At 50.6% G+C, this 24,263-nt stretch carries 26 protein-coding genes; all 26 read right to left on the bottom strand.

Features of this window, described 5'->3' with window-relative positions:
- Positions 1 to 87: 87 nt before the first annotated feature.
- Positions 88 to 1,032, bottom strand: coding sequence for a tetratricopeptide repeat protein (locus EIZ37_RS24725; protein ID WP_328591384.1), 945 nt, complete (start codon positions 1,030 to 1,032; stop codon positions 88 to 90).
- Between the two features lie 157 nt (positions 1,033 to 1,189).
- Positions 1,190 to 1,837 (bottom strand): zf-HC2 domain-containing protein, encoded by a 648-nt coding sequence (locus tag EIZ37_RS24720; protein ID WP_134687430.1) that lies wholly within the window; start codon positions 1,835 to 1,837, stop codon positions 1,190 to 1,192.
- A complete protein-coding gene (locus tag EIZ37_RS24715; protein ID WP_134687429.1) occupies positions 1,834 to 2,427 on the bottom strand; it encodes an RNA polymerase sigma factor in 594 nt (197 codons plus the stop codon). Before EIZ37_RS24715 ends, EIZ37_RS24720 begins: the two co-directional genes overlap by 4 nt.
- 207 nt (positions 2,428 to 2,634) lie before the next feature.
- Positions 2,635 to 3,762, bottom strand: a complete 1,128-nt coding sequence (locus tag EIZ37_RS24710) for an amidohydrolase family protein (protein WP_134687428.1) — start codon at positions 3,760 to 3,762, stop codon at positions 2,635 to 2,637.
- Between the two features lie 415 nt (positions 3,763 to 4,177).
- A complete protein-coding gene (aroA, locus tag EIZ37_RS24705; protein WP_134687427.1) occupies positions 4,178 to 5,464 on the bottom strand; it encodes a 3-phosphoshikimate 1-carboxyvinyltransferase in 1,287 nt (428 codons plus the stop codon).
- Positions 5,465 to 5,484: 20 nt separating this feature from the next.
- Positions 5,485 to 6,585, bottom strand: coding sequence for a prephenate dehydrogenase (locus EIZ37_RS24700; protein WP_134687426.1), 1,101 nt, complete (start codon positions 6,583 to 6,585; stop codon positions 5,485 to 5,487).
- Positions 6,586 to 6,681: 96 nt separating this feature from the next.
- Positions 6,682 to 7,776: a histidinol-phosphate transaminase gene (gene hisC, locus EIZ37_RS24695; RefSeq protein ID WP_134687425.1), complete on the bottom strand. Its 1,095-nt coding sequence runs from the start codon at positions 7,774 to 7,776 to the stop codon at positions 6,682 to 6,684.
- A 28-nt stretch (positions 7,777 to 7,804) separates the two neighbouring features.
- On the bottom strand, positions 7,805 to 8,623 hold the full coding sequence (gene trpA / locus EIZ37_RS24690) for a tryptophan synthase subunit alpha (protein ID WP_134687424.1): 819 nt from the start codon (positions 8,621 to 8,623) through the stop codon (positions 7,805 to 7,807).
- Entirely contained in the window at positions 8,620 to 9,849 is a 1,230-nt protein-coding gene (gene trpB, locus EIZ37_RS24685) for a tryptophan synthase subunit beta (protein ID WP_134687423.1), read from the bottom strand. The genes trpA and trpB overlap by 4 nt, the downstream gene beginning before the upstream one ends.
- A complete protein-coding gene (locus EIZ37_RS24680; RefSeq protein WP_134687422.1) occupies positions 9,809 to 10,483 on the bottom strand; it encodes a phosphoribosylanthranilate isomerase in 675 nt (224 codons plus the stop codon). The genes trpB and EIZ37_RS24680 overlap by 41 nt, the downstream gene beginning before the upstream one ends.
- The gene (gene trpC / locus EIZ37_RS24675) at positions 10,480 to 11,274 is read right to left on the bottom strand and encodes an indole-3-glycerol phosphate synthase TrpC (RefSeq protein WP_134687421.1); all 795 of its coding nucleotides are present in this window, start codon (positions 11,272 to 11,274) and stop codon (positions 10,480 to 10,482) included. The genes EIZ37_RS24680 and trpC overlap by 4 nt, the downstream gene beginning before the upstream one ends.
- Complete coding sequence (trpD, locus tag EIZ37_RS24670; protein ID WP_134687420.1) at positions 11,264 to 12,289, bottom strand: anthranilate phosphoribosyltransferase; 1,026 nt, start codon at positions 12,287 to 12,289, stop codon at positions 11,264 to 11,266. Before trpD ends, trpC begins: the two co-directional genes overlap by 11 nt.
- Positions 12,277 to 13,806, bottom strand: coding sequence for an anthranilate synthase component I (trpE, locus tag EIZ37_RS24665; RefSeq protein WP_134687419.1), 1,530 nt, complete (start codon positions 13,804 to 13,806; stop codon positions 12,277 to 12,279). The genes trpD and trpE overlap by 13 nt, the downstream gene beginning before the upstream one ends.
- 289 nt (positions 13,807 to 14,095) lie before the next feature.
- A complete protein-coding gene (gene aroH / locus EIZ37_RS24660) occupies positions 14,096 to 14,461 on the bottom strand; it encodes a chorismate mutase (RefSeq protein WP_134687418.1) in 366 nt (121 codons plus the stop codon).
- A gap of 4 nt (positions 14,462 to 14,465) precedes the next feature.
- On the bottom strand, positions 14,466 to 15,569 hold the full coding sequence (gene aroB / locus EIZ37_RS24655; RefSeq protein ID WP_134687417.1) for a 3-dehydroquinate synthase: 1,104 nt from the start codon (positions 15,567 to 15,569) through the stop codon (positions 14,466 to 14,468).
- 1 nt (position 15,570) lies between these two features.
- Positions 15,571 to 16,731 (bottom strand): chorismate synthase, encoded by a 1,161-nt coding sequence (gene aroC / locus EIZ37_RS24650; protein WP_134687416.1) that lies wholly within the window; start codon positions 16,729 to 16,731, stop codon positions 15,571 to 15,573.
- Between the two features lie 156 nt (positions 16,732 to 16,887).
- The gene (locus EIZ37_RS26195) at positions 16,888 to 17,055 is read right to left on the bottom strand and encodes a hypothetical protein (RefSeq protein ID WP_167569117.1); all 168 of its coding nucleotides are present in this window, start codon (positions 17,053 to 17,055) and stop codon (positions 16,888 to 16,890) included.
- A gap of 75 nt (positions 17,056 to 17,130) precedes the next feature.
- Positions 17,131 to 17,910 carry a CheR family methyltransferase gene (locus EIZ37_RS24645; RefSeq protein ID WP_134687415.1) on the bottom strand — a complete coding sequence of 260 codons (780 nt, stop codon included), beginning with the start codon at positions 17,908 to 17,910 and terminating at the stop codon, positions 17,131 to 17,133.
- A gap of 115 nt (positions 17,911 to 18,025) precedes the next feature.
- A complete protein-coding gene (ndk, locus tag EIZ37_RS24640) occupies positions 18,026 to 18,469 on the bottom strand; it encodes a nucleoside-diphosphate kinase (RefSeq protein ID WP_134687414.1) in 444 nt (147 codons plus the stop codon).
- Between the two features lie 134 nt (positions 18,470 to 18,603).
- Positions 18,604 to 19,569: a heptaprenyl diphosphate synthase component II gene (hepT, locus tag EIZ37_RS24635; protein ID WP_134687413.1), complete on the bottom strand. Its 966-nt coding sequence runs from the start codon at positions 19,567 to 19,569 to the stop codon at positions 18,604 to 18,606.
- Between the two features lie 17 nt (positions 19,570 to 19,586).
- Complete coding sequence (locus tag EIZ37_RS24630) at positions 19,587 to 20,444, bottom strand: menaquinone biosynthetic enzyme MqnA/MqnD family protein (protein WP_134687412.1); 858 nt, start codon at positions 20,442 to 20,444, stop codon at positions 19,587 to 19,589.
- A 3-nt stretch (positions 20,445 to 20,447) separates the two neighbouring features.
- Complete coding sequence (locus EIZ37_RS24625; RefSeq protein WP_134687411.1) at positions 20,448 to 21,044, bottom strand: UbiX family flavin prenyltransferase; 597 nt, start codon at positions 21,042 to 21,044, stop codon at positions 20,448 to 20,450.
- Positions 21,041 to 21,907 (bottom strand): UbiA-like polyprenyltransferase, encoded by an 867-nt coding sequence (locus EIZ37_RS24620; protein WP_134687410.1) that lies wholly within the window; start codon positions 21,905 to 21,907, stop codon positions 21,041 to 21,043. The genes EIZ37_RS24625 and EIZ37_RS24620 overlap by 4 nt, the downstream gene beginning before the upstream one ends.
- 41 nt (positions 21,908 to 21,948) lie before the next feature.
- Positions 21,949 to 22,668, bottom strand: coding sequence for a demethylmenaquinone methyltransferase (locus EIZ37_RS24615; RefSeq protein ID WP_134687409.1), 720 nt, complete (start codon positions 22,666 to 22,668; stop codon positions 21,949 to 21,951).
- Positions 22,669 to 22,671: 3 nt separating this feature from the next.
- Positions 22,672 to 23,505, bottom strand: coding sequence for a heptaprenyl diphosphate synthase component 1 (locus EIZ37_RS24610; RefSeq protein WP_134687408.1), 834 nt, complete (start codon positions 23,503 to 23,505; stop codon positions 22,672 to 22,674).
- A gap of 111 nt (positions 23,506 to 23,616) precedes the next feature.
- Positions 23,617 to 24,141: a hypothetical protein gene (locus EIZ37_RS24605; RefSeq protein WP_134687407.1), complete on the bottom strand. Its 525-nt coding sequence runs from the start codon at positions 24,139 to 24,141 to the stop codon at positions 23,617 to 23,619.
- Positions 24,142 to 24,263: the final 122 nt, after the last annotated feature.

The raw sequence follows: 24,263 nt of genomic DNA, 5'->3' as shown, positions 1-24,263 counted from the left end.
ACTCTCACCCTAGAGATGACGCCCATGCTGGGCGTACATAAAAAACAGGATGCCATAAATACGGCATCCTGTTTTTGCAGGTCGGACTTATTCCTCTTCCAGATTCCATTGATCGTGCAATTTTTGATACGATTTCGCTTCTTCATATCGCCCGGATTGCTGCAGCAGCGCAATCAATCGGCGAATCTGCTCCAAATCATATCCGGAAAGATCCACATACTGCTGCAGGGCTTCAATCGCCTTTTCTGTCTTTCCTAAGGACAAGTAAATATCGCTTAGCAGCGGATACCCGGCCAAATATTCATCATCAAGCACCAGCATGTTTTCAATATAGGTTTTCGCTTCTTCCAAGGCTCCCAGATGGAACGCCATGAGACCGCAGCCGTAGAGGATCTCTGCAGATTGTTCTTTGGTAGCCGCCTCCAAAAACGCAGCATATGCCTGCTCAATCTCTCCATTTTGGGCCAGCATCCGCCCTTTGAATAGGAGTGCATCCACACTGGGCTCCGAGACCTCTTCCAGGAGCTCCAGCGCTTCGCTTTGCTTGCCTGTGCGTATGTACATCTCTGCCAAAGCGGCAGCCAACTGCTCGTTCTCTGGTGCCTTTTCATAGGCCATCTGCAAATACTTGACCGCTACCTCGTCCAGATCCTGCAGCGCATACAGATCCGCCAAGAGCAAATACAGCTCCATCTCCTCGTATCCTTCTTCTTTTAGTTGGTACAAGAGGGTTTGCGCTAGCTCCAAATCGTTTTCGGTGATGGCGATTTCAGCGAGCAGCAGCTGACATTCTTGGACAAGGGAATGCTTTATCTTTTCAGGGGCCGCCAATAGATCGTGCAAAAGCTCGGAAGCATCCTGGAGATGCCCCAGGCGAAACCATACATCTGCCAAATACAGCATCACTTCCGGCAAATCCTTTCCATGCTCCTGCACTTTCTTCAAAGCCTGCAAGCCAAGTTCGATTTCATCGTTCTCTATTTTTTCAACCGCTTGGTCAATTACGAACAGCCATTGCTTGGTCATTGTCATTTTCTTCGCCACCTCATAACATTGCTTCACTTATGTATCTGTTTGCTGATTAGAAAAAACTTGCTACGCCAAGTCTTTGGCGTAGCTTAGTTGCTCTTATGTTGATGAGAATTTTATAAATTCTCATCGAGTAAAAAAAACCGTCCTCAGACGGTCTTTATGAACGATCTTTCACTCTTGACATCCAGCTCAAGGAAATTACGGTAACCAGTATACCGAAAAAACCAAGAATTAAACCAAAGTTAGGCTTGCCATCCCCAAGTGTCTGATCGTCGGTAGTATAATCCATCCCGCTGTTCAGAGGTGGGGAGGCGATTTCGTCTACGCCCATGGGCTCCACTGTTTCTACCCCAGCGGTTTTCACGGCATCATCTTTTACTTCTACATCGCTATCCGGTGGAACCATGGCAACGACACCGCTCTCCGGAAGCATTGCCTGATCGGAAATGCTGGCCTCCGAATAAAGGGAGAAGGCACACAGCATCAGCAGGATCACAGCGGCACTCGCACCGATCCGTCTCATTCGAGCAGTCAAGGTGAATACCTTTCTGCCAAACGGAATGGCCCACTTCTCTTCGGACAGGATGCGAGCCATGACTGCATCCACAATGGAACGCGCTGTCGACACCGAAGCATACTGCTCCCGCTCCACTTTCATCCAACTGTCGCTCTCTGCCCAAAATTGATAGTCGGAGGTACAGGACGCGCACCCGGCCAGGTGCTGATCCACCCTGCGCTTGGTCATCTCGGGCAGACGATCTTCCGCATATTCACTTATGAGTTCTTGTACATCTTCGCACTTCATCGCTTATTCATCCCTTCAGCTTCTTCCAAACGAGGATCGCCCATATACCCTTCCAACTCTGTTCGAATGCTTTGACGTGCTCGGAACAATAGGGATTTCACAGAACTCACTGAAAGATCGAGAATGGATGCTATCTCATTGTAATCCATTTGTTCATATTCACGTAAAATCAATGCGGAACGCTGCTTTTCCGGCAAGCTGTTAATCGCCTGACGCACCAGGACTTCGCGCTCAGTCTGTAGCAGCTGCTGTTCGGGCAAGCGTTCATGTGAAACAGTAGGTACAGAAGTCGTATCCTCTAAATAAACATCGGAATTGCGGCTTTTACGCAGCTCACTCAATACGGTATTGCGCGCAATCGTATAGAGCCAGGTGGAAAATGTCGCTTCTACGTCACGGAAGGAATGAAGATTTTTATATGCCTTATAAAACGTTTCTTGACTAATATCCTCGGCCAAGTGTTCCAAATGAGCCTGACGCAACATATGACTCACAAAGGCAATTATCTTTTTTTCGTATCGCCGTATCAGCTCCGCGTAACACTCCACATTTCCTTCTTTAATTTCACGGATAAGCTGGGAATCGGTCATTGCCAGGACTACCCCCTTGCGATTCCGGTCCCCGTTAGCCTTTGTTCAATTAGACTAATGGGATTTGGAAAAGTTGCGCAGTCTATTTCTACTTTTTTCATCTTTTGTATCGTCCATAAATGAAATCATTGCCTGCGGTACCGGAAGGAGCAGAACGAATAAAGCTGGGTATGTTCCGATACTGTGAAAAAACCCCGAAAAACGGGGTCATATGACGTAGCTGTATGGTGTTAGATCGTGTAAGTAATTTCCTGTTCCAACTAACGGAGAATGGACACCGTCCCGGTAAATCCATCTCCCTTTTGACATCACATAGGTAGGAAGACATATTTCGCTACATTTTAGAATAGTAGAAAGATCGAAATTTGTCAACCAAGCGGACTTCTCGATGAATAGTAAATCCGCGTCAGCCCCAGCTTGCAGGCACCCTTTTCGGGGATATGTGCCCAACGCTTTTGCAAAATTCGTCGAGGACAATCGAACCAACAGACTTAAAAATTCAATCGGAAGTTTCCGCCATTCTTTTTGGCGTATGACGATTTGCTCCAAGGCAGCAAACGCAGGGAAAGAACCATACCAATTGTGCGATAGGTACTGAAACCACTTCTCACATTGATCTTCTGTCAGCATGGCCAAATGATAAAACGTTTTGTTTTGCGTTAACACAAAGGGATGCGGGTGTTCTACTCGGGTTCGAATTTTTCCGTACTGACAATCCTGCAGCCACGCCTCAATGATCCTGCGTTTTTTAACGGATGAAATCTCTATATCCGTAGGCACATGCAGCTCTATGGATAATTGATAATGATGAATGATGGGATATAGTATGTCCCATTGGAATGCATCCATTTCACTGCCATCACGAACAACGACCTGTATCAAGCGTATCCCCTGGCGCCCCAGCATACGCAAAACGCGCGGGGTGAAATGTCTCGCTTCCACACTGATCTGGATGGCATAATCAATCAGATTGTTATAATGCGGCGTCATCTGATAAAGGATGTGCTCGGCCTTCATCCAATCTTCCAGCCGGATGGTATCCAACATGGAGGTATAGCCTCTCTCGATGACGCTTCTCACTTCACGCAAGAAATGGGATACAGGCGTCAATCGGCTGAAGTTGGTATGGCCCGCCCAAATAAATCCTGGTAGCACCAAATAACCCGACGCATCAAAGATACGGTCAAGGTCATAAGAAGCACGGTGTTTGCTCGGGTCAATGATTCGCTTTGCGATATGCGCAATTTTCCCTTCCTCAATCCAAATATCCGCTTCTCTCATCCCATAAGCAGTGACCAATGTTCCACCTTTGACCAGCATATGCGTTTCTTTCATAGCTTGTCCCTCCCCGAACCGAACAGCTTTCAGTAGTACGAGCATATGAATGAACCTCGCAAAGGATGACACTTTCCGGTAAAGTCCACCTACCCGCTCAGGGAAGAGATGGTCGAAATGCTTGGCCATTTTTGCATAAAAAAAAGCCGTCGTTATACGCATGTAAGCGCATTCATACGACGGTAGCACAGAGTGCAGAGAATATATTGGATAGGAGTGGAGAGAAACCATACTGTACTTTTTATTATACTGAAATGTAAGCGCTTGTCAAATCATTTTTTTTATTCCGTATAAACCTAATTTCGCACCTTTGTCTTTCGTGTTCTACCTTATCCATATGGCGATTTGTCTCGTTTCTCCCAACACAAAGAAGGCACCCCTGTACACAAGCCAGCGGCGCCTCCCTCCTTACATTTTATTCAGTCACGGTCAGCTTTTTCATCAACTGCTCAAATCCAGGGAACGAAACATTGATCGCTTCTGCATTCGCAATCGTGGTTTCCCCCTCGGCAGCTAACCCTGCAATCGCCATCGCCATGCCGATTCGATGATCCCCCAAGCTATCGATCGCTGCACCCGTGAGCTTAGCCGGACCTTCAATGACCATCCCGTCAGCGGTCGGCGTTACTTTTGCTCCAAACTTGCTCAACTCGCTTACGACGGTTGCGATCCGGTCCGTTTCCTTCACCCGAAGCTCTTCCGCATCGCGAATGACGGTGCGCCCCTGCGCTTGCGTGGCCATCACGGCAATGACCGGAATCTCATCGATCAGCCGCGGGATCAGGTCTCCTTCAATCACAGTGCCGGTCAATTCGGAATGCTGTACGAAAAGATCCGCTACAGGTTCTTCATTCACCACCCGCTCATTCTGCAGCTCGATATGACCGCCCATCGCGCGAACAACATCGATTATTCCCGTCCTTGTCGGATTAATCCCCACATTGCGGATCAAAAGCGAACTGTTCGGCACAACCATGACAGCAGCGATCAGAAAGGCCGCGGAAGAAATATCACCCGGGACTTGGATCTCTCGGCCTTTTAATACTTGTCCCCCTTGAACCGACACCGTCAGGCCGTCTCGAATCACTTCCACACCAAAGGCTTGCAGCATCCGCTCGGTATGGTCGCGGGAAAGATGCGGTTCCGATACGCTTGTGATGCCCTGTGCTTGCAAACCGGCCAACAGGATGGACGATTTGATCTGCGCACTGGCAACCGGCGACTGGTAGGCGATACCTTTCAGCTCGCCGCCTCGGATCGACAGCGGGGTAAATTCCCCATTTTTGCGGCCGTCGATTTTCGCCCCCATTTCCCTCAGGGGTGTTACCACACGGCGCATTGGTCGACGGGCGATCGACTCGTCCCCTTCCACGACACAATGAAATGGCTGAGTTGCCAAAATGCCGGACATCAACCGGATCGTCGTCCCCGAATTACCTACATCCAGTCCGCGCTCAGGCTCTTGCAAGCCAAACCAGCCTTTCCCCTGTACGGTCACCTGATCCCCTTCTTGCTGGATCTCGATGCCCATGCGGCGAAAGCAGCTGATCGTGCTCAAACAATCCGCCCCCTGCAAAAAACCGGAAATGCTCGTCGTCCCTTCTGCCAGCGCACCGAACATTACCGCACGATGGGAAATGGACTTGTCACCAGGCACCACTGCTTCTCCCGTAATCCTTTTCGCTTGACTCATTTTCAGCATGGAATTCCCCACTCCTCTTCTTAATCTCTGCTATATACGGTATAACCAAAGTAACGCAGCATTTCCGCGCCCTTTTCCAGCTCCGCCTGATTGCGGAACGTGATGCGGAGCACGCCTAGCATATCTTCTCTGGTCTCCCGTATTTGGATATTGATAATATTGATTTCTTTGGCTCCCAGCAGGGTGGTAATCTTTCCGATCTCACCCGGGTGGTCCGGAATATCAATATACAAATCATACAAAGGCGGCAAAGCCCCTTTTTGACGCTCTGGCAGTCCATCCCGGAAGTCTCTCGCTTCTCTGAAGAACTGTTCGATTTCGTCTTTCTCCCCCAGCGCTACCACGTCCATGATCTTGTCGAGGGCCTCGCGCCAATCTGCGGCTATCTGGAGCAAATGCTCGCGGTTATTCAGCAAAATATCCCGCCACATGCGGGGATTGCTGGAGGCGATACGGGTGATATCGCGGAATCCTCCCGCAGCCAGGCGACGATGCCAATCATTTGCCTGATCATACTGAGCGACCTGATTGACCAGAACAGCTGCGATGATATGCGGAAAATGACTGACTGCCCCTACGACCCGATCGTGCTCGGCTGGATCCATTACAACCACTTTTGCCCGTGTCAGCTGGAGCAGTTCTTGCAGCCGGTGGAGCTGGTCTTCGGTTGTTCCTGCCCCTGGTGTCAGGACGTAATAAGCATTTTCGAATAGCAGCGGATTGGCAGCTTCCACCCCGGATTTGTGCGAGCCGGCCATGGGATGACCGCCGATAAACGTGACGTCACGAGGGACACGCGACTGTGCATACGTAACCACGCCTTGTTTCGTGCTGCCGACATCGGTCAGGATCGCACCTGGCTTTAAAGAAAGTGTAGCGAACTGATCGAGCAAAGTATAGATCTGCTCAACGGGTGTGGACAAAAAAATGACATCGGCTTCACGCACAGCCGTCTGCAAATCAGTGGTTCCCGCATGAATGACCCCATTGGTGAGGGCCTTATCCAAAAAATCTTCCCGTACATCGAATCCGATAATCCGCAGTTCTGAATCTTGCCGCAAAGCCAGAGCGATCGAGCCGCCAATCAACCCTACGCCAAGAACAGCTATCGTCGTTTTCATCTCCAAGCTCCTCTTTTTCTTTTCTTTCTTTTTCGCTTAAAAGCGCTAAATTGTCAAGATGCAAAGATGCCGGCTCTTCACCGGCACCGTCGTTTGCTATTGCCCTACCTTTTCCAATATGGTTCCAAGCGCAGCTATAACGCGCTCGTTTTGCTCTTTGCTGCCTACCGTGATCCGCATCCATCCGGGAAAACCTAAAGCCTTGCCGGATCGAACGATGATTCCCTGCCTGAGCAGCTGCCCGAACACCTCGTCCGAATCACGCTGCAGGTTCACGAGGATAAAATTCGTCTCAGAAGGATAATACACAAGGCCCCACTCATCGAACTGATCCGTAAGCTGCTGTAAGCCCAACCGATTTCGTTCCCGACACTCCTGTACAAATCCCTGGTCACAGATTGCTGCTCGTGCAGCTGCCTGGGCAAGTGCATTCGTATTAAATGGTTCGCGAACATGGCTCAGGTGCGAGATCACCTTTTGGGAAGCAATGCCGTACCCGATACGAAGTGCTGCGAGGCCATATATTTTCGAAAACGTCCGCAAGATGATGACATTCGGAAATTCGGTCAGCAGCGATACGGTCTGTGGATAGACAGGAGAAACCACATATTCGTAATAAGCTTCGTCCAATACAACCAATACGTGTCCCGGCACCTGCTTGAGAAAACCGATCAGCTCTTCTTCCGTACAGATCGTCCCCGACGGATTATTCGGATTGCATACCCACGCCACTCTTGTCTTTTCATCAATGGCAGCTGCCATCGCAGCCAAATCATGAACGCCATGTTTCAGTGGGACTTCCCGCAGCTCCGCTCCCTCAATGATCGCATTGGCACGGTACTGCGAGAAAGTAGGTGTTGCCATCACGGTATTTACGCCTTCGTGCAAATAAGCACGTGCGATCATTTGCAAGATTTCGTCCGAACCGTTGCCAAATATCAGTTGGTCTTGATCGACTTGGAGAAAATGTGCGAGATCCTGCCGAAGCTGAACTGCGCCTCCATCCGGGTAAATGGCGAGCTTTCCCAGTTGATCCTGAATCGCCTCGATTGCCTTCGGTGAACAGCCAAACGGATTTTCATTCGAGGCGAGCTTGACCACATCGGTTAGACCGAGCTCGCGTTTTACATCGTCGATGGGCTTTCCGGGCTGATAGACCGGGGCGTTCAGTATGCGCTGCTTCGGTTCCATGGATCAATCACTCCCAAACGTTTTCCTGTTATTGTAGCGCACCGGTTAACTGTTGTACAAATCTTTTTACGGCTCCAATGCCTTCTGCTTTTTTGTCAGGATCGGTGAGCAAAGCGAGGTTTTTCTCTACCTCCCGGACGATCGCGCTGCCTACGACCACTCCATCCGCATGTTTGGCGGTGAACCGCACCTGCTCCGGCGTGGATATGCCGAATCCGACCGCGATCGGTTTGTCCGTACTTGCTTTGACACGGTCGAGAAATTGCCCGAGGTCTGCTGGCAATTCGTCCCGAACACCCGTCACGCCAAGACTGGACACGCAATACACAAAGCCGGAAGCCTTTTGCGCAATCGCCGAGATGCGTGCATTTGAAGTCGGAGCAACCAAAGAGATGAGGTGGACACCGTTGGTTTTTGCCGCAGCCGACGCCTCTTCATTTTCTTCCGTTGGCAGATCGGGGATGATGATTCCATCCGCTCCGCATGCCGCCAGGTCGTGGAAAAATGCGTCCAGGCCATATTGCAGCACCGGGTTGTAGTAGGAAAAGAAAACAAGCGGAATGGTTACACCTTTTTGCCGAACGCGGGATACGAGATGCATCACATCCACCATCGTGACTCCTGCCGCAAGCGCGCGCTGGGATGCCCGCTGGATAGTCGGTCCGTCCGCGATCGGATCGGAATAGGCAACCCCCAGCTCAATCAGATCAGCACCTGCTTCGGCCAGCGCGATGACCAACTCTTCCGACACAGCGAGCGATGGGTCCCCTATGGTGATGAAGGGGATAAATCTTTTTTTCGATCGATCGGCAAACAACTGGTCAATGCGATTTTCTACCGTGATCACAAGGCTTCTCCCCTTTCCTGTTTTGCATCCAGTGCCGCTTGGATGGTCGCGACGTCTTTGTCCCCGCGGCCCGACAGACAAATCACCAAGATTTCCTCTGACGAACGTGTCGGCGCCAGCTTGATCGCCTCTGCAACGGCGTGTGCGCTTTCCAAAGCCGGAATGATCCCTTCCGTCTCGCACAGGAATTTGACCGCATCCAGCGCTTCCTGGTCCGTCACCGACGTATATGTGACCCGCTTGGTATCCTTCAGATAGGAATGCTCGGGTCCTACCCCCGGGTAATCCAGTCCTGCTGAGATGGAGTGCGCCTCCTGTACCTGACCAAACTCATCCTGCAAGAGATAGGTTAACGACCCATGCAGGATTCCTGGTTTGCCCATGGTCAGCGTAGCCGCATGTTTATCCGTATCGGTGCCATGTCCCGCTGCTTCTACACCGCGGAGCTTGACGTTGTCCTGGAGGAACGGATAAAACATCCCGATCGCATTGCTTCCGCCACCAACGCACGCGATCACTTCATCCGGCAATCTGCCGACCTGCTTCAATATCTGTTCCCTCGTCTCTTCGCCGATGATTCTTTGGAATTCCCTGACCATATACGGATAAGGATGGGGACCCGCAGCCGATCCCAGCACATAGTGGCTATTCTGCACATCCGAAACCCAGAAGCGCATCGCTTCGCTTGTCGCATCCTTGAGTGTGCGAGACCCCGAGGTCACCGAGACAACCTCTGCGCCTAGCAGCTTCATCCGAAATACGTTCAGCGCCTGTCTTTTGATATCTTCCTCACCCATAAACACTTTGCAGGAAAGACCGAGCTTCGCCGCAACCGTCGCACTGGCCACGCCATGCTGTCCGGCACCCGTCTCGGCGATGATCGCTTTTTTGCCCATGCGCTTGGCCAGCAATCCTTGGCCCAGTGCGTTGTTCAGCTTATGTGCGCCTGTATGGTTCAAATCTTCCCGTTTCAAATAAATTTGCGCACCGCCTAAAACCTCTGTCATTCTTGCCGCATGGTATAGAGGAGTGGGTCGGCCGGCGTATTCCTGCAAAAGGTGAGATAGTTCAGCGCGGAACGCAGGATCTTTTTGCGCATCAGCAAACGCTTCTTCCAATTGGATCAGCGCATTCATCAATGTTTCCGGCACGAATTTTCCGCCATACGAACCGAAACGTCCCTTTTCATTCGGCAGCGTTGTTTGTGATTGTGTGAGACTGCTCATGTTTCCTCACCCTTTGCATCAATTTTTTTATTTTCTCGGGGTCTTTTGCTCCGTCCGTTTCAACCCCGCTGGATAGATCAATGAAGGTAGGCGCGTATTGACTGACAAGCTCCCCCACGTTGTCCACCGTGATACCTCCGGCGATCACGACTGTGGCCTCTCCCGCCAGATCAGCTAACAAGGGGATCTGTGCCCAGGAAAAACGTCTTCCGGTCCCACCGGCAACCGACGTGTCATGTGTGTCAAACAGAAAAGCTTCGATATGCGGGCGAAATGCAGTCAGATCCACAGCGAGCGGCCCCTCTTCGCCAACGGGCACCGCCTTCCATACCGGCAAAGCAAAACGCTTTTTCACTTCCTCGCAATATTCCGCTGATTCCTGTCCATGCAGCTGAATAACATCAAGCGGCGCTTGTGCAAGCGTCTGTTCCAATTCGGACAGCGTGGGGTTGACAAACACACCTACCGCAGCCGGACGGTTCGGAACCGAGGCCATCATGGCACCAGCTTGCTCCGCTGTCACTTGCCGTTTGCTGGGAGTGAATACAAAGCCCGCATAATCGACCTGAAGCTCTGTGAGGAGGGCCAGCGTTTCTTTATTTCGCAGCCCGCAAATTTTCACTTTTGTATTCATCGATTCGTCACTCGCTCTCCCACCAGGTCACGTACCGCAGCGGCGATATCGCCCTGCCGCATGAAATGCTCCCCGACCAAAACAGCTCTGGCTCCCGCCTGTGCGACGCAGGCAATATCATCTGGGGCAGCGATTCCGCTCTCACTGACGACTGTCACCTCTTTGGGCAGTTGCTTGATCACTTCCTGTGTCGTAGCCAGATCCACCTGAAATGTGCGCAGATTGCGATTATTGATCCCCAGCAGGCGCGGCGAGGTATGACGGAATACTTTTTCTGCTTCTTCTGCGTCATGCACCTCGATCAGCACATCCATGCCCAGCTGATGTGCAGTCTGGGAAAAATGATGGATTTGCGGTCCGTCCAAGATCGCGGCGATGAGCAAAATACAATCCGCTCCATAGGCTCTCGCTTCCACTACCTGCCATTCATCGATGAGAAAATCTTTTCGTAAGAGGGGCAACGAGACCGCTGCGCGAATCTGCGGCAAATAGTCAAGATTCCCCTGAAAGTATTGTTTATCGGTCAGAACGGAGATCGCTTCCACCTCCGCCTGTTGATAAGCCTGTGCGATTTTTTCTGGATGAAAATCTTCCCGTATCAACCCTTTGGATGGCGAGGCTTTCTTCACTTCCGCAATGACACTGACTTGACGAGCGCTTTGTTCCAGACTGATCTGAAATCCGCGCGGCGCGTCCATCGCTGCCGCTTGCTCCAATAATGCAGCCACGGTAGTCGATTGGTGCAGCTCGCTTACTTCTTCACGCTTGGTTTCCACGATCTTATGAAGCATTGGAAACGCCCCCTGCCACCGTACGGATTTGTTCCAGCTTTTCCAGCACCCTGCCGGAGTCGATCAGCTCGGCAGCCTTCATCACTCCCGCTTCGATCGAATGGACCTGATCGGCCATATAGAGGATCGCTCCAGCATTCAACAAGACGATATCCCGATGTGGTCCTCGTTTGCCGGCAAACATTTCTCGTATGATCGTGGCGTTCTCATTCGCATCACCGCCGCGCAATTGCTCGAGCGGATGTATTTGCAGCCCGAATTGCTCAGGTACAACCGTATAGCTGTTCACTTTGCCATCCCGCAGCTCGGAGATATAACTGACTCCTGTCACGGTCAACTCATCCATGCCGTCTTCCCCAGCAACCACCAGCGCCCGTTCCACTCCCAATTCGCCGAGCACTTCCGCCACGACAGGAAGCAGCGAGGCATCATAGACACCCATCAGCTGTCTTTTTGCCCGTGCAGGGTTCGTCAGCGGACCAAGCAGATTAAACACGGTACGGATGGAGAGTTCTTTTCGCGGCCCCGCGGCATGCTTCATCGCCTGATGATAGAGAGGCGCAAACAGGAAGCAGAGGTTTGTTTGGCGCAGGCAATCGGCTGCCCGTTCCGGAGTCAGCGTAATCGGGATTTGCAAGGCTTCCAAAACATCCGCGCTGCCGCTTTTGCTTGAAACGGCGCGGTTGCCATGCTTGGCGATTTTGACCCCGCCCGTGGCTGCTACAATAGCAGCCGCTGTTGAAATGTTGATCGTATTGCTTCCTTCTCCGCCTGTCCCGCAGGTGTCAACCAAACCGTCCAGCTGCAACGGAAACGCGACGGATCGCGCGCGCATCGCTTGTGCGAAACCGATGATCTCTTCCGGCTGCTCTCCCTTTAGACGCAGAGCTGCGAGAAATGCCCCGATCTGCGCATGGGTTGCGCTCCCGTCCATGATTTCTCCCATCGCTTCCCGAGCGGTCTCACGGTCCAGATGCTCTCCCTTGATGATCTTTTCGATTGCTACAGACAGCATGAGCGTTCACCCTCCCGCAGAAATAGTTGTTCGGCTTTGACAATCGCTTGAATTGTCGCGGCGGCCTTATTCACTGATTCCTGATACTCGAGGGCGGGTTCCGAGTCCGCCACAATGCCGCCTCCTGCCTGAATATAGGCCTTTCCATCCTTAAATAAAATCGTCCGGATCGTGATGCACGTATCCAGATTACCCGTAAAGCTCAGATAGCCGATGGAACCCGCGTACGTCCCTCGCGCATCCGGCTCCAGCTCGGCGATAATCTCCATGGCCCGCAGTTTTGGCGCACCCGAGACAGTCCCCGCTGGAAATGCCGAGAGAAACGCATCAAACGGATCGAGATCCTCACGCAGAATCCCGCTTACATGGGAAACCATGTGCATGACGTGGGAGTAATATTCGATCACATTTTTCTCCTCTACGTTTACGCTGCCATATTCAGAAACCTTCCCGACATCATTTCTGCCTAAATCAAGAAGCATCATGTGTTCGGCCAGTTCCTTGGGATCCGCCAATAAATCCGCTGCCAGCTCTTCGTCTTCCCTGCGATCACTGCCTCTTTTTCTCGTCCCTGCTATCGGGCGTACTTCCACCTTTCTGTCCTCCACACGGACCAAGAGCTCCGGTGACGCCCCTACGACGGTTTCCTGTTCAAACTGAAAGTAATACATATATGGAGAAGGATTGAGCGTGCGCAGTACACGGTAGACGGAAAACGGATCGATCTCTGTCTCCAGCTCAAAACGCTGCGAAAGAACCACTTGAAAAATATCACCGGCAGCGATATATTCTTTCGCCCGGTTGATCATGTTTTCGTAAACACTGCGCTCCATATTCACCTTTACATTGGGTGTCCGCGCTTCCGCAGAGCCTACGCTGATCTGTCTCGCGCTTGATTGATCCGCGATTTCCATCACGGCTTGGTCAGCGATCTGCTCGATGCGCCCGCATACGCGGGCATAGCTGCTCGCGATTTGTTCCGCTGTGGCACCCTCCTCTACCTGGAGGTTCACGATGATTTGGATTTCTTGCTTCAAATGATCAAATGCGATCAGCTCATCCACGAGCAGAAAACGCATGTCTGCGATGTTCAAAGAATCATGTGTGTGCTCAGGCAGGCTTTCAAAGTAATGCAGGGTGTTGTACCCAAAATATCCAACCGCCCCGCCTGCTAGACGCGGCATCTCTTTGAGATTTGGACTGCGATACTGCTTCATCAGACCTCGCAGCACTTCAATCGGATTGCCGTGCAAACTTTCAGGGTCCTTGTCGCGATGGGAGATGAGAATCTCATTTCCTTTTGCCTCCACCGACAAAAAGGGGCGCAGGCCGATAAAGGAATATCGCGCCCACCGAGAGCCGCCTTCTACACTCTCCAGCAAAAAGGAATGATTGCTGCGGAACTTTTGGTACAAACGGATGGGTGTTTCCTTGTCAGCCAACAGCGTCAGCTTTACCGGGATCATGGAAAATTGCGCCGCGAGGTTTTGGACCTCGGGTAATGTGGGGAAAAACATCTTTGCATTCACCTCTTCTTTTCTTGAAGAGGAGGAAAGAAACGGAGAAAATAAAAAATCCAGGAAGAGTCCTGGATTATGCGTATCCACATAAATCCTAGCTTACGCTCTTCTCTCCTCATCTAACCTCTACTCCACTCATCTCAACTGCCTCATGCTCATAAGCTAGCTGCTCAATCAAACTGTCTAACTACACTGTCTCACTTACGCTCTACTCTCATCTAAAACCTTGGGCTTCACTAATTGCTATTTATCTTAGTAAAGTTCCATCATTCTGTCAATTGCTAATTCATTTCAGCAAATCCGGGCGCAGCTTTACGGCATCCCGTAAAAAGACATGGTGTATTTCATTTGCGCGCTTGTCTGTATTCACCAGCATCATCACCCGCACGCAAAGCGGCAGGCTGCCTGGCACAGGGATTTCCCGCGCGCACATCAGCGGCACATATTCCCAGCCAGGCAGCGTACGTGCTGCTGCCGCCGGAAAAACGGCATCCAGATCTTCCGTGGTGGTAATCAACACGCTCGCAATATCATCCGGATGTACCTGATTTCGTTCCACCATCTCGGAGAGCATCAGACGAGTGCCCTCGAGAATCGCTTCCTTGCTATTTGTTTCTACGGTAATGGCTCCCCGAATCCCTCGGCTACTCATGATTCTACCCTTCTCCCCTCTGTAAATCACTCATGACTTCAAGCACTAAGCTTTCCGCTACTTCTCTGACTACTTCCACCTTACCGATTTCACGGGGAAGCACCAAGACAAGCTTCCCGGCAAGTCCCTTCTTGTCCCGCTTCATGACTTCCAATACGTCTGCCGGAGACAATGCATGCGGCCATTCCACTGGCAAATCGAACGCCTGCAGCAAATTCCTTGTGCGCACCGGCACTTCTTCAGAGGTTAGACCAAGGCGCACGGAAACATCCGCTGCCAAGCCCATTCCAATGGAAATGGCTTCGCCGTGGTTAATCGCTGAATACGAGGACAGGGCTTCAAAGGCATGGCCAAATGTATGCCCGAGGTTCAAAATGGCACGCAACCCCTGCTCCGTCTCGTCTTCTGCAACCACATTGGCCTTAACCGCGCAGCCACGCATGATCGCTTCCGCCGTCACTTCCGTTTCCAGCTTTTTCAGCGACCCTACATTCCGCTCCAGCCAAGCAACAAATGCCTCATCTGAAATAAGTCCATGCTTGACCACTTCCGCATACCCTGCGGCTATCTCACGCTTTGGCAGCGTCCGCAGTGTCCCGATATCGTAGAGTACCAGGAGTGGCTGGTGAAAGGCGCCGATCAAATTTTTGCCGAGCGGATGGTTGATCGCCACCTTGCCCCCGACCGAGCTGTCATGCGCCAGTAAGGTTGTGGGCATCTGGATAAATGGAATTCCGCGCATATACGTAGCTGCGACAAAGCCGGCAAGATCCCCGACAACTCCGCCGCCCAGCGCGATGATCACCGATTTGCGATCAAGCCCCGCTTCGATTGCCTCGGTCATCACCTGCTCGTACACACTCATGCTTTTTGCCCGCTCCCCTGCTGGCACGATTGCGGCATCGACTTGATACCCTTCGTTGCTGAGCGCATCACGGACGAGCTGCAAATACAGCGGAGCGACCTGTTCATCCGTAATGACAAACAGTCGCTGGGACGACTTGATGCCAATTTCTTTCAAGTAAGAACCTGCTGTTGCCAAAAGCCCTTCTCCCGCGACTATGGAGTAGCTGCGTTCACCCAATTCTACCCGCAATCGTTTGCTCATCTTAGAACGTCTCCGTATACGCGCGATATTGACTGATGTTCTCCAGCATCTGCTCCATTGTGTCGGAAGCAAACTTCTCACACATGGCCCGTGCGATTTCCCAAGCTACGACCGATTCTGCCACAACACTTGCCGCCGGAACCGCACAGCTGTCGGATCGCTCAATGCTTGCCGTAAACGCTTCCTTCGTGTCGATATCCACACTCATCAGCGGCTTGTACAAGGTAGGAATCGGCTTCATGACACCACGGACGATGATCGGCATGCCATTGGTCATACCGCCTTCCAGACCGCCAGCGCGGTTGGTTTTGCGGCTGAAGCCTTTGCCTTCTTCCCACACGATCTCATCATGGACCTGCGAGCCAGGAAGTCCTGCCGCTTCAAACCCGATCCCGATCTCAACGCCTTTGAAGGCCTGAATACTCATTACCGCTTGCGCCAAACGGCCATCCAGCTTGCGATCCCACTGCACATGGCTGCCGAGACCGATTGGAACGCCGTCGACACGCACTTCGACCAAACCGCCGAGGGAATCTCCGTCTTCTTTCGCTTTGTCGATGGCTGCCATCATTTTCGCTTCCGCCTCTTGATCCAAGCAGCGGACTGGAGACTCCTCCGTACGTCGAATCTGCTCTTCAATCGGTACCTCGATGCGCTGTGCTTCCACATCTCCAATGCGCAGCACCTGTCCCGCCACGAGGATTCCGCACGCTTCCAGCAGCTGTCTGGCAACTGCGCCAACCGCTACACGCATGGTTGTTTCCCGCGCACTCGATCTTTCCAAAATATTGCGCATATCGCGCTGATTGTATTTGATGGCACCATTTAAGTCAGCGTGACCGGGACGCGGACGTGCAACACGGCGCTTTCCTTCCGCATCGTCAGTCGGTTCCGCACCCATAATGGTTTGCCAATGTGTCCAGTCCTTATTTTCTACCACTAGCGTGATCGGTGCTCCTGTGGTATAACCATGACGTACACCGGAAAGAACCCGTACCTGATCCTTTTCAATTTGCATCCGTCTGCCGCGGCCATGACCTTTTTGTCTGCGCGCCAGCTGCTCGTTGATTTTTTCGATGGAAAACGCTAAATTGCTTGGCACTCCCTCAATGATGGCAGTCAATTGCGGTCCATGGGACTCTCCAGCCGTCAGGTATCTCATCTCTCTCTCCTCCTATTGGTACTCACTTCGTTGTGCGAACCTTGTCATTCCTTTAACACTTTTAAGCGTTATAATATCACACCTATTCAGGGAATGAAAACCAAAAAAATACCTCCCTTCGAAAAGAGAGGCATTCTTCTTGCTGGTGTGGATGAATCACAATTGATCGGCAACCGCATAATTTGCGGCCTTGATTGGTCGGCGGAAATGATCCACGGACACGAGATCGTCTAATTGCGTCTTGTCTGCACCCAATATTTGCCCGCATTCCTGCAGCGTTATCAAACCACGACGGTACGCTTCAATTACCTTGACTTTGTCCATGCGCATCCTCCCATTTATTATGCTTATCCATATAATTGGGAATTTGCAGTCCAGATATACGTACCGTTTGAAAATTTACCCTTTTTTGCGATAGAAAAAGGTATCCTCCGCCTCAAATTGATATTGCTGCGGCTGAAAGATTTGCTCGGTGCTGCCCACAAACAGCACCCCGCCTGGACGAAGGGCCCGGCTGAATTTCATGTACAGCTCGTTTTTCGCTTCTTCCGTAAAATAAATCATGACATTACGGCAAATGATCAGGTCGAATCCTGTATCAAACTGGTCTGCAAGCAAATTATGCTTTTTAAACGTCACATGATTTTTCACTTCCGGGGAGATCCGGTAGCTCATGGCGTCTTTCACAAAATATTTGCTGACCAGATCCTTCGGTGCATCCTGCAAGGACCGATCCGTATAGACACCCTGCTTTGCTTTTGCAATCGCCCCTTCATCGATATCGGTAGCCAACACACTGCTGTCCTTCATATAGTTTTTTTTCATGAGAATCATCGACAGCGTATACGGCTCTTCCCCAGTGGAGCAAGCGGCGCTCCAGCATTTCAGTTTGCGCGATTCCTGCATCAAGCGCGGCAGGATTTTATTATCCAACACTTCCCAACGGCCTGGATTGCGGAAAAATTCAGAGACGTTGATCGTCATGCGGTCCAGAAATTCATAAAACAGCTCTTTATCTTTGGCCAACGCCTCAAAATAAGTGGCGAATGTCTGATGTCCTCGTTTTAACCGCAGCGATGTCAGGCGCCGTTTCATTTGTGCTTCTTTGTACAACGCCAGATCAATGCCCGTCATTTTTTTAATATTCGCGATGAATAGGTTGAAATCTTTATCTTCCATACGTAAAAAGTCCTCCTTCGATGTCCTGCCTTTGCCATTCTCCTTTTGCCGGACAAATCCTGCCTCCTGAAAAAGAAAAAGACCCCTAAAGAGGTCTTTCCCGTTTTTTCAGGAATTAAATCCAGCGTTGGATTGTTTTTTCGAAGGAAACCACTTCGTTCGCGCCAAACCACAGGTTAATTTCACGCTCAGCGCTTTCTGGAGAATCGGAACCGTGGATGATGTTCATTCCTACAGATGTTGCATAATCGCCACGGATTGTGCCAGGAGCTGCATCAGCTGGGTTGGTTTTGCCCATCATGTTGCGAGCGGTAGCAATCACATTGTTACCTTCCCATACCATTGCGAATACAGGGCTGGAAGTGATGAAATCAACAAGTTCGCCGAAGAAAGGGCGCTCTTTGTGTTCTGCATAGTGTTGTTCAGCCAATTCACGGCTTACTGTCATCAATTTTGCACCAACAAGCGTAAAGCCTTTTTTCTCAAAACGGGAAACGATTTCACCGATCAGGTTGCGTTGAACGCCGTCAGGCTTCACCATAATAAACGTTTTTTCCATTGTTATGTTGCCTCCATCACACTATGTATTTTTCGAATTGAATCAAGCAGACTTGGTTGTGACAAGCCTTTCTTGCCCTTAGAAATTTTATCAGAAGAAAAACGGGCAAGCAACCTTGTCCCGTTAAAAAAACATTAAAATTTGCGATTTCCGATGAAATGGGCGATTTCCAGCAACGACTTTTTGGTGGAAGTGTCCGGTAAATCCGCCAAGGTTGCGCATGCACGATCCAGATAACGATCCGCCAACGACTGGGCAAACCGGATTCCTTCACTGCCCCTGATCAGCTGGATCGCCTCATCCACATTTTCGTGCAGGGTCCCTTTTGTAATCCACGTCTGGAATCGCTCTTTTTCAGGGCCAACCATCGCGCTATATAATGCTGGCAAGGTGATATTCCCTTGACGCAGATCGCTTCCGGCAGGCTTGCCCAGCTGCTTTTCGGTACCCGTAAAATCAAGAATGTCATCGGTGATCTGGAAGGCCATCCCTACATCGTAGCCGTATCGATACATCCGACGCACCACTTCAGATGAAGCATCGCTTGCCAAAGCCCCAAGCTGGCAGCTGATCGCAATCAGCAAAGCCGTCTTCCTTTTGATCCGGCGCAAATAAGTCCGCAGCCCTTGATTCCAGTTATCGAGATCGCGCACTTGTTCGATTTCGCCCTTACACATCTCCACGATCGCTTTCGACAGGATCTGGTGGATTTGCGGATTCGGCAATTCGGTCGCTACCGACAAGGCTCGGCCTAAAATATAGTCTCCCGTGTACATGGCGACGCGATTGTCCCATTTCGCGCGCACGGTTTCACTGCCACGCCGCATATCGGAGTTATCCACTACATCGTCATGCACCAGCGTCGCCATATGTATGAGCTCGAGGGGAACCGCTACCGACTTGAGCTTTTTCAGATCATAATTGCCCAGCTTGCCGCCTAACAGCACAAAGACAGGTCGTATCCGCTTGCCGCCCGCCTTCAGCAGCAGCGTGGACGATTGATACAGCTCACTCGATTTCGTATCGATGGCACTGGCCAATTCCTGTTCAATATAATCAACGTCATTTTTTAACTGGAAGTAAATATCAACTAGCTTCATCCGCTCCACCTAACTCATCAACGTAGGGTATTGTGCTGAACTGTGTCCTCCCAAATGCGAATGGGTACCGGGCCAGGCAATAAGCCTAGTTCCGTCGCGCAGGCAAAGTAATAGGCCAATCCCTCTTGTTCTTTCTTACTAAAATCGTAACAGAGCCCTCGGAAATATTCAAACCAAAAAGCAGGCTCTCCTCCAATTTTCCCAACCACATCCGATACAAGCGGGTCTAAATTAGCCAAAGAACGCTGTTTGCTCTCTAAAAACGCGGCATGTACCTCACGCATCAAAGAACCATTTTGCTCAATGGCCTCTTTGCGTACGGCCCATACAGCAAATGTCATGGAAAGACCTGTAAAACGGTACCAGAGCTCTGCCAGATCGTAGCTGTAATACGTTTTATTGTTCCGATACGCGACAATCGCATCATCACCGATCAGTACCGCCCCATCCGCCTCCTGCATCATTTCTTCCAGATTGGGAGCATGTGATTCATAGCTTACCTGGAACTCCAGGAACTTGCGAAAAATGATTTTCACCAGGTTTACCGTAGTCGCTGACGTATTGGTCATTCTGATCTTGGCCCCGTTCAGCTCTTCCAACGGACGTTTGCTGAATAAATAGAGTGACCTTACCTTTTTCTGCGCGCTCACCGACAGATCCGGCAAAATGCAGTAGTTTTCAAAGTGCTCCGCATAGCCAAAAGAAGAGATCGCCCCTACATCAATCGTGCCATTGGCCAAAGCTGCGTTAAGCTTGGCCGGCACTTGATTGATGAAGTCGATCTTCCCGGAGAATCGCGAACGGTCCACATGATAAAAGACCGGCAGCACGTTCGTATACGAATTTTGTCCGATGCGTAAGGGTCTGTCTTGCATACATTATTCCCCCCAGCGTCTGAACAAGGCATGTGAAATATCCAGGGAATCGAGTGCTTTGCCTACGACGAAATTGATCAGATCATCCATCGTTTCTGGCTTTTGATAGTAACCGGGCATCGCCGGCAATATTTTCACACCTAGCTTGCTCAACTTCAGCATATTTTCCAGATGGATGGCATTTAACGGGGTCTCCCGTGGCACCAATACCAGCTTCCGCCCCTCTTTGATCATCACATCTGCACAGCGCTCCAAGAGATTGCCGGACGCTCCATGCGCAATCCCTGATAATGTGCCCATGGAACAAGGGATGACAATCATGCCATCCCCTCGATGAGATCCACTTGCCACCGGGCACGAAAAATCACGAAGGGTCCAATAATGCAGCGTACCCGGATATGTTTGCTGAAACTTCTCTTGCAGCACTTTCTCACGATCTTCTGTATCCCAATCCAGTTCATCACGAAACACTTGCCAGCCCGCTTTGGTGATCATCAAATGAACGATGTGTCCGCCTTTGAGCAGCTCCTGCACAAGACGAACCCCGTAAATGGCCCCGCTGGCACCTGTTATCCCTACTGCTAGTTGCTTCCGGTTCATACCATCACCAAATCGATCATTGTAAATACAAACATGACGCAGCTTAAGATCCCATTCATATTGAAGAAAGCCACGTTTAATTTGGACAGATCCGTTGGCTTTACCAAGCTGTGCTCATAGATCAAAATCAATGCGGAAATGATCACGCCCACCAAAAACCAGATCGAGAGGGATGCTTGCAAATACAGCAGGAACAGCCCCGCGATCGTAATCACATGGCAGGAGCGAGCGACCAGCAAAGCATTGGCAATGCCGAATCGAGACGGCAAGGAAAATAAGCCTTCTTCCCGGTCAAAGTCTGCATCTTGACATGCGTACACTATATCAAAGCCAGCCGTCCAAAACACGACAGACACGAATAGCAGCAGCGCAGTAGCGTCGATTTGGCCCGTAGTGGCCACCCAGCCTCCCAGAGGTCCAAATCCGATCGCAATCCCCAGCACAAAGTGACAAGCCCAGGTAAAACGCTTCGTATACGAATAGAGAATAAGGACGAATACGGCAAGCGGCAGCAGTTTAACCGCCAGACTGTTCAGCTGGAAGGCAGCAAAAAACATCAAAGCGAAGGAAATCACGATAAAGACGATCACTTCAGTAATATTGATGAGACCGGCGGGAATGGCCCGCGTTGCTGTCCGCGGATTTTTCGCATCGATATAGCGGTCGATTAACCGATTCAACGACATCGCTGCGCTTCTCGCCCCTACCATCGCCAAGGTCACGTAAAAAATTTCGGACCAAGTCGGCCAGCTATGCTCTACTATTATATTTCCCAAGACCGCGCCAATAAAAGCAAAGGGGAGCGCGAAAATCGAGTGCTCAAATTTGATCATTTCTAATATAATTTTTAATTTGGAAATCATCCTATGCACTTCCTATCTTACCGTACGTTATCATGCTGTTTTTACTTTTTGATGCCGATATGCAGCGCAGCTACTCCACCCATGAACAATTTTACCTGGACCGGCTCCAGACCGGCCGTGTGAAACATTTTCGCCAGTTCTTTGCTGTCTGGAAAGTTGGTCAGCGATTTGGGCAGCCATGCATACTCTTCATATTTGTTCACAAACATTTTCGCTATCCATGGAAGCACATGGTAAAAATACAAATAAAACATGCGGCGATAAGGCAGAAAGGGCGGCTTGGACACTTCCAGCGAGACCACTTTCCCTCCCGGCTTTACGACGCGCGTCATTTCATTCAGAACGGTTTGCACGTCCGGTACGTTGCGCAGCGCGAATCCGATGGTAGCGTGATCAAAGGTGTTATCCGCAAAGGGCAGCTTCATCGCGTCCCCATTCACCAATTCCACCCGATCTTGGACCCCGGATTGTTCTACCTTATACGCTCCTACATTGAGCATGTTTTGACTGAAATCAAGGCCTACCACACGGCCGTTTTCCCCAACGGAACGGGCCAGGCTGATCGTCCAGTCGCAGGTGCCGCATGCGACGTCGATGGCAGCTTGTCCGGGCTGAATGTTCATCTGCTTCATCGTAAAATTTCGCCATGCGACGTGACTGCCGAAGCTGATCACATTGTTCATGCGATCGTATTCGTCCGCGATATTTTCAAATACGTTATGGACATACCTAGCTTTCTCTCTCATCTGTTGCTGATCCACGTTTTACATCTCCTCAATCACACGTTTCAGACGGTTCCACCGGTGTCCATAGAAAAGGGCAATCCAGTCCTGCAGCTTTTGCTTTTCTGCGGAATGAAAGCCACGCACCAATTGTTCACACACAGCCATCAGTTCCATGGCTTTGGTCTCTACGAAGGAAAGCACATGGCCGATTGTTGTTCCCGGAATTTTTAATAGCAGCCGGGTAAATCCAAAGGGTGCGTTTTCTTCCCATTGCAGTTGCTCCCAAGCGCCAATCATGCATTCGACTGCAGCTGTTTCGTGAAACAAGGATGTCCAAAAACGGCGGCTCTCGGAGCTTCCTGCAAAATGGGCTACAATGGCCGTATACAGCGCCGTATCAATATGTTTCCGCAAATCGATATAGCCATCCGAGGACAAGCGATCCTCTTTCTCAGATAGATACAGCTTCATTTTGGCTTCATTGATGGATTGAATCGCTTCGGCCAAGACACGAATCGCCTCTACCTCGCCCGCTTCCGCCAGCAAATGATAGTAGTGTGCACTGTAATAATCTCCGGCAAGTACGCTTAGCTGCCGGTTGCGTTCGTCGACCAACGTATCCTCGTAGCGAATACGGACACTTTCATGGGTATCCAGACCCAGCTGGACCAAGCCGGTTGTCACGCACAAGGTCTTTGCCCGTTCCCGATCCATTCCTTCTTCACATAAGAAAAAAAAGAGCAAAGCCAACCGGTTCTCCGCGATAGGTGGAGAATCCACATATTTCTGGACAAAAGGAACCGAAGCCAGCTTCTCCATTCTTGCAAATATTTCTTTTACATCGTCTATCCCGCGCGATTTCTCTTTCGTCATGCGTCATCCTCCAGGCAGCAAAAAGCTTTCAAAATCCAACCTTTCCATTAAGCTGTTCTTCTTTTCACAAAGCGCACAAAACAATCTCCTCCAGTATAACATACTTCCTTCTTATGGACTAACTCTCTCCCGAAAATATGGCTCGATGCGCACAGGAAAGGTTTTTTCAATGTAACGGGAATAATTATCAACCTGCTCAGGCGCTGGCCATTGTTTCAGGTCTGACGGCCGCTTTGCTTCGATGGCAACCAGTAACGTGGAGTTGCCGCGTGTTTCTTTCGCCTCTTCCACCACGCGGAAAAACAGCGAATGGACATTTTGGGTATAACGGAACGCATCATAAGCAACCGTGTAAAAATCACGGTACAGCACCGATAAATCCGCCTCTTCCGTCGGCCTGACCACAATGTCAACGAAAAGGGTACGGTTCTCCCATTTCACACGCTTAATATTATAATGAGTCTGCATGAATGTAAATAAATCCACCAGATTATGTTCACCGAGCACAATCGGCTTTGCTGCTTGGAATGCGGGTACATCTTCTTTTTGCGACAGTGAGCCAACCGTGGGGATGAGGCTCAAAAGAAATGCAAGCACTGTGGAAAAAGCGATCGCCGCCAAAAGTCTGCGGGGCATGAAACATCCCTCCTCCCCACCATTGTACAAACAGGTTGGCGAATACATGTCTGAAAAATAAAAAGCAGGCATCACGATGCCTGCTTCAGACTGACGAGAAACCCCATATTTTACTGGGGTTT

The organism is Brevibacillus migulae (genome assembly GCF_004521915.1).
Classification (GTDB): domain Bacteria; phylum Bacillota; class Bacilli; order Brevibacillales; family Brevibacillaceae; genus Brevibacillus_F; species Brevibacillus_F migulae.
The sequence above is the reverse complement of the archived record's forward strand: the minus strand, read 5'-3'. Positions and strand labels throughout refer to the sequence as shown.

Excerpts from the sequence above, each read along its gene's own strand:
- EIZ37_RS24725 (WP_328591384.1), bottom strand. The coding sequence starts at position 1,032 with ATGACAATGACCAAGCAATGGCTGTTCGTAATTGACCAAGCGGTTGAA.
- EIZ37_RS24720 (WP_134687430.1), bottom strand. The coding sequence starts at position 1,837 with ATGAAGTGCGAAGATGTACAAGAACTCATAAGTGAATATGCGGAAGAT.
- EIZ37_RS24715 (WP_134687429.1), bottom strand. The coding sequence starts at position 2,427 with ATGACCGATTCCCAGCTTATCCGTGAAATTAAAGAAGGAAATGTGGAG.
- EIZ37_RS24710 (WP_134687428.1), bottom strand. The coding sequence starts at position 3,762 with ATGAAAGAAACGCATATGCTGGTCAAAGGTGGAACATTGGTCACTGCT.
- aroA (WP_134687427.1), bottom strand. The coding sequence starts at position 5,464 with ATGCTGAAAATGAGTCAAGCGAAAAGGATTACGGGAGAAGCAGTGGTG.
- EIZ37_RS24700 (WP_134687426.1), bottom strand. The coding sequence starts at position 6,585 with ATGAAAACGACGATAGCTGTTCTTGGCGTAGGGTTGATTGGCGGCTCG.
- hisC (WP_134687425.1), bottom strand. The coding sequence starts at position 7,776 with ATGGAACCGAAGCAGCGCATACTGAACGCCCCGGTCTATCAGCCCGGA.
- trpB (WP_134687423.1), bottom strand. The coding sequence starts at position 9,849 with ATGAGCAGTCTCACACAATCACAAACAACGCTGCCGAATGAAAAGGGA.
- EIZ37_RS24680 (WP_134687422.1), bottom strand. The coding sequence starts at position 10,483 with ATGAATACAAAAGTGAAAATTTGCGGGCTGCGAAATAAAGAAACGCTG.
- trpC (WP_134687421.1), bottom strand. The coding sequence starts at position 11,274 with ATGCTTCATAAGATCGTGGAAACCAAGCGTGAAGAAGTAAGCGAGCTG.
- trpD (WP_134687420.1), bottom strand. The coding sequence starts at position 12,289 with ATGCTGTCTGTAGCAATCGAAAAGATCATCAAGGGAGAGCATCTGGAC.
- trpE (WP_134687419.1), bottom strand. The coding sequence starts at position 13,806 with ATGTTTTTCCCCACATTACCCGAGGTCCAAAACCTCGCGGCGCAATTT.
- aroH (WP_134687418.1), bottom strand. The coding sequence starts at position 14,461 with ATGAGTAGCCGAGGGATTCGGGGAGCCATTACCGTAGAAACAAATAGC.
- aroB (WP_134687417.1), bottom strand. The coding sequence starts at position 15,569 with ATGAGCAAACGATTGCGGGTAGAATTGGGTGAACGCAGCTACTCCATA.
- aroC (WP_134687416.1), bottom strand. The coding sequence starts at position 16,731 with ATGAGATACCTGACGGCTGGAGAGTCCCATGGACCGCAATTGACTGCC.
- EIZ37_RS26195 (WP_167569117.1), bottom strand. The coding sequence starts at position 17,055 with ATGGACAAAGTCAAGGTAATTGAAGCGTACCGTCGTGGTTTGATAACG.
- EIZ37_RS24645 (WP_134687415.1), bottom strand. The coding sequence starts at position 17,910 with ATGGAAGATAAAGATTTCAACCTATTCATCGCGAATATTAAAAAAATG.
- ndk (WP_134687414.1), bottom strand. The coding sequence starts at position 18,469 with ATGGAAAAAACGTTTATTATGGTGAAGCCTGACGGCGTTCAACGCAAC.
- hepT (WP_134687413.1), bottom strand. The coding sequence starts at position 19,569 with ATGAAGCTAGTTGATATTTACTTCCAGTTAAAAAATGACGTTGATTAT.
- EIZ37_RS24630 (WP_134687412.1), bottom strand. The coding sequence starts at position 20,444 with ATGCAAGACAGACCCTTACGCATCGGACAAAATTCGTATACGAACGTG.
- EIZ37_RS24625 (WP_134687411.1), bottom strand. The coding sequence starts at position 21,044 with ATGAACCGGAAGCAACTAGCAGTAGGGATAACAGGTGCCAGCGGGGCC.
- EIZ37_RS24620 (WP_134687410.1), bottom strand. The coding sequence starts at position 21,907 with ATGATTTCCAAATTAAAAATTATATTAGAAATGATCAAATTTGAGCAC.
- EIZ37_RS24610 (WP_134687408.1), bottom strand. The coding sequence starts at position 23,505 with ATGACGAAAGAGAAATCGCGCGGGATAGACGATGTAAAAGAAATATTT.
- EIZ37_RS24605 (WP_134687407.1), bottom strand. The coding sequence starts at position 24,141 with ATGCCCCGCAGACTTTTGGCGGCGATCGCTTTTTCCACAGTGCTTGCA.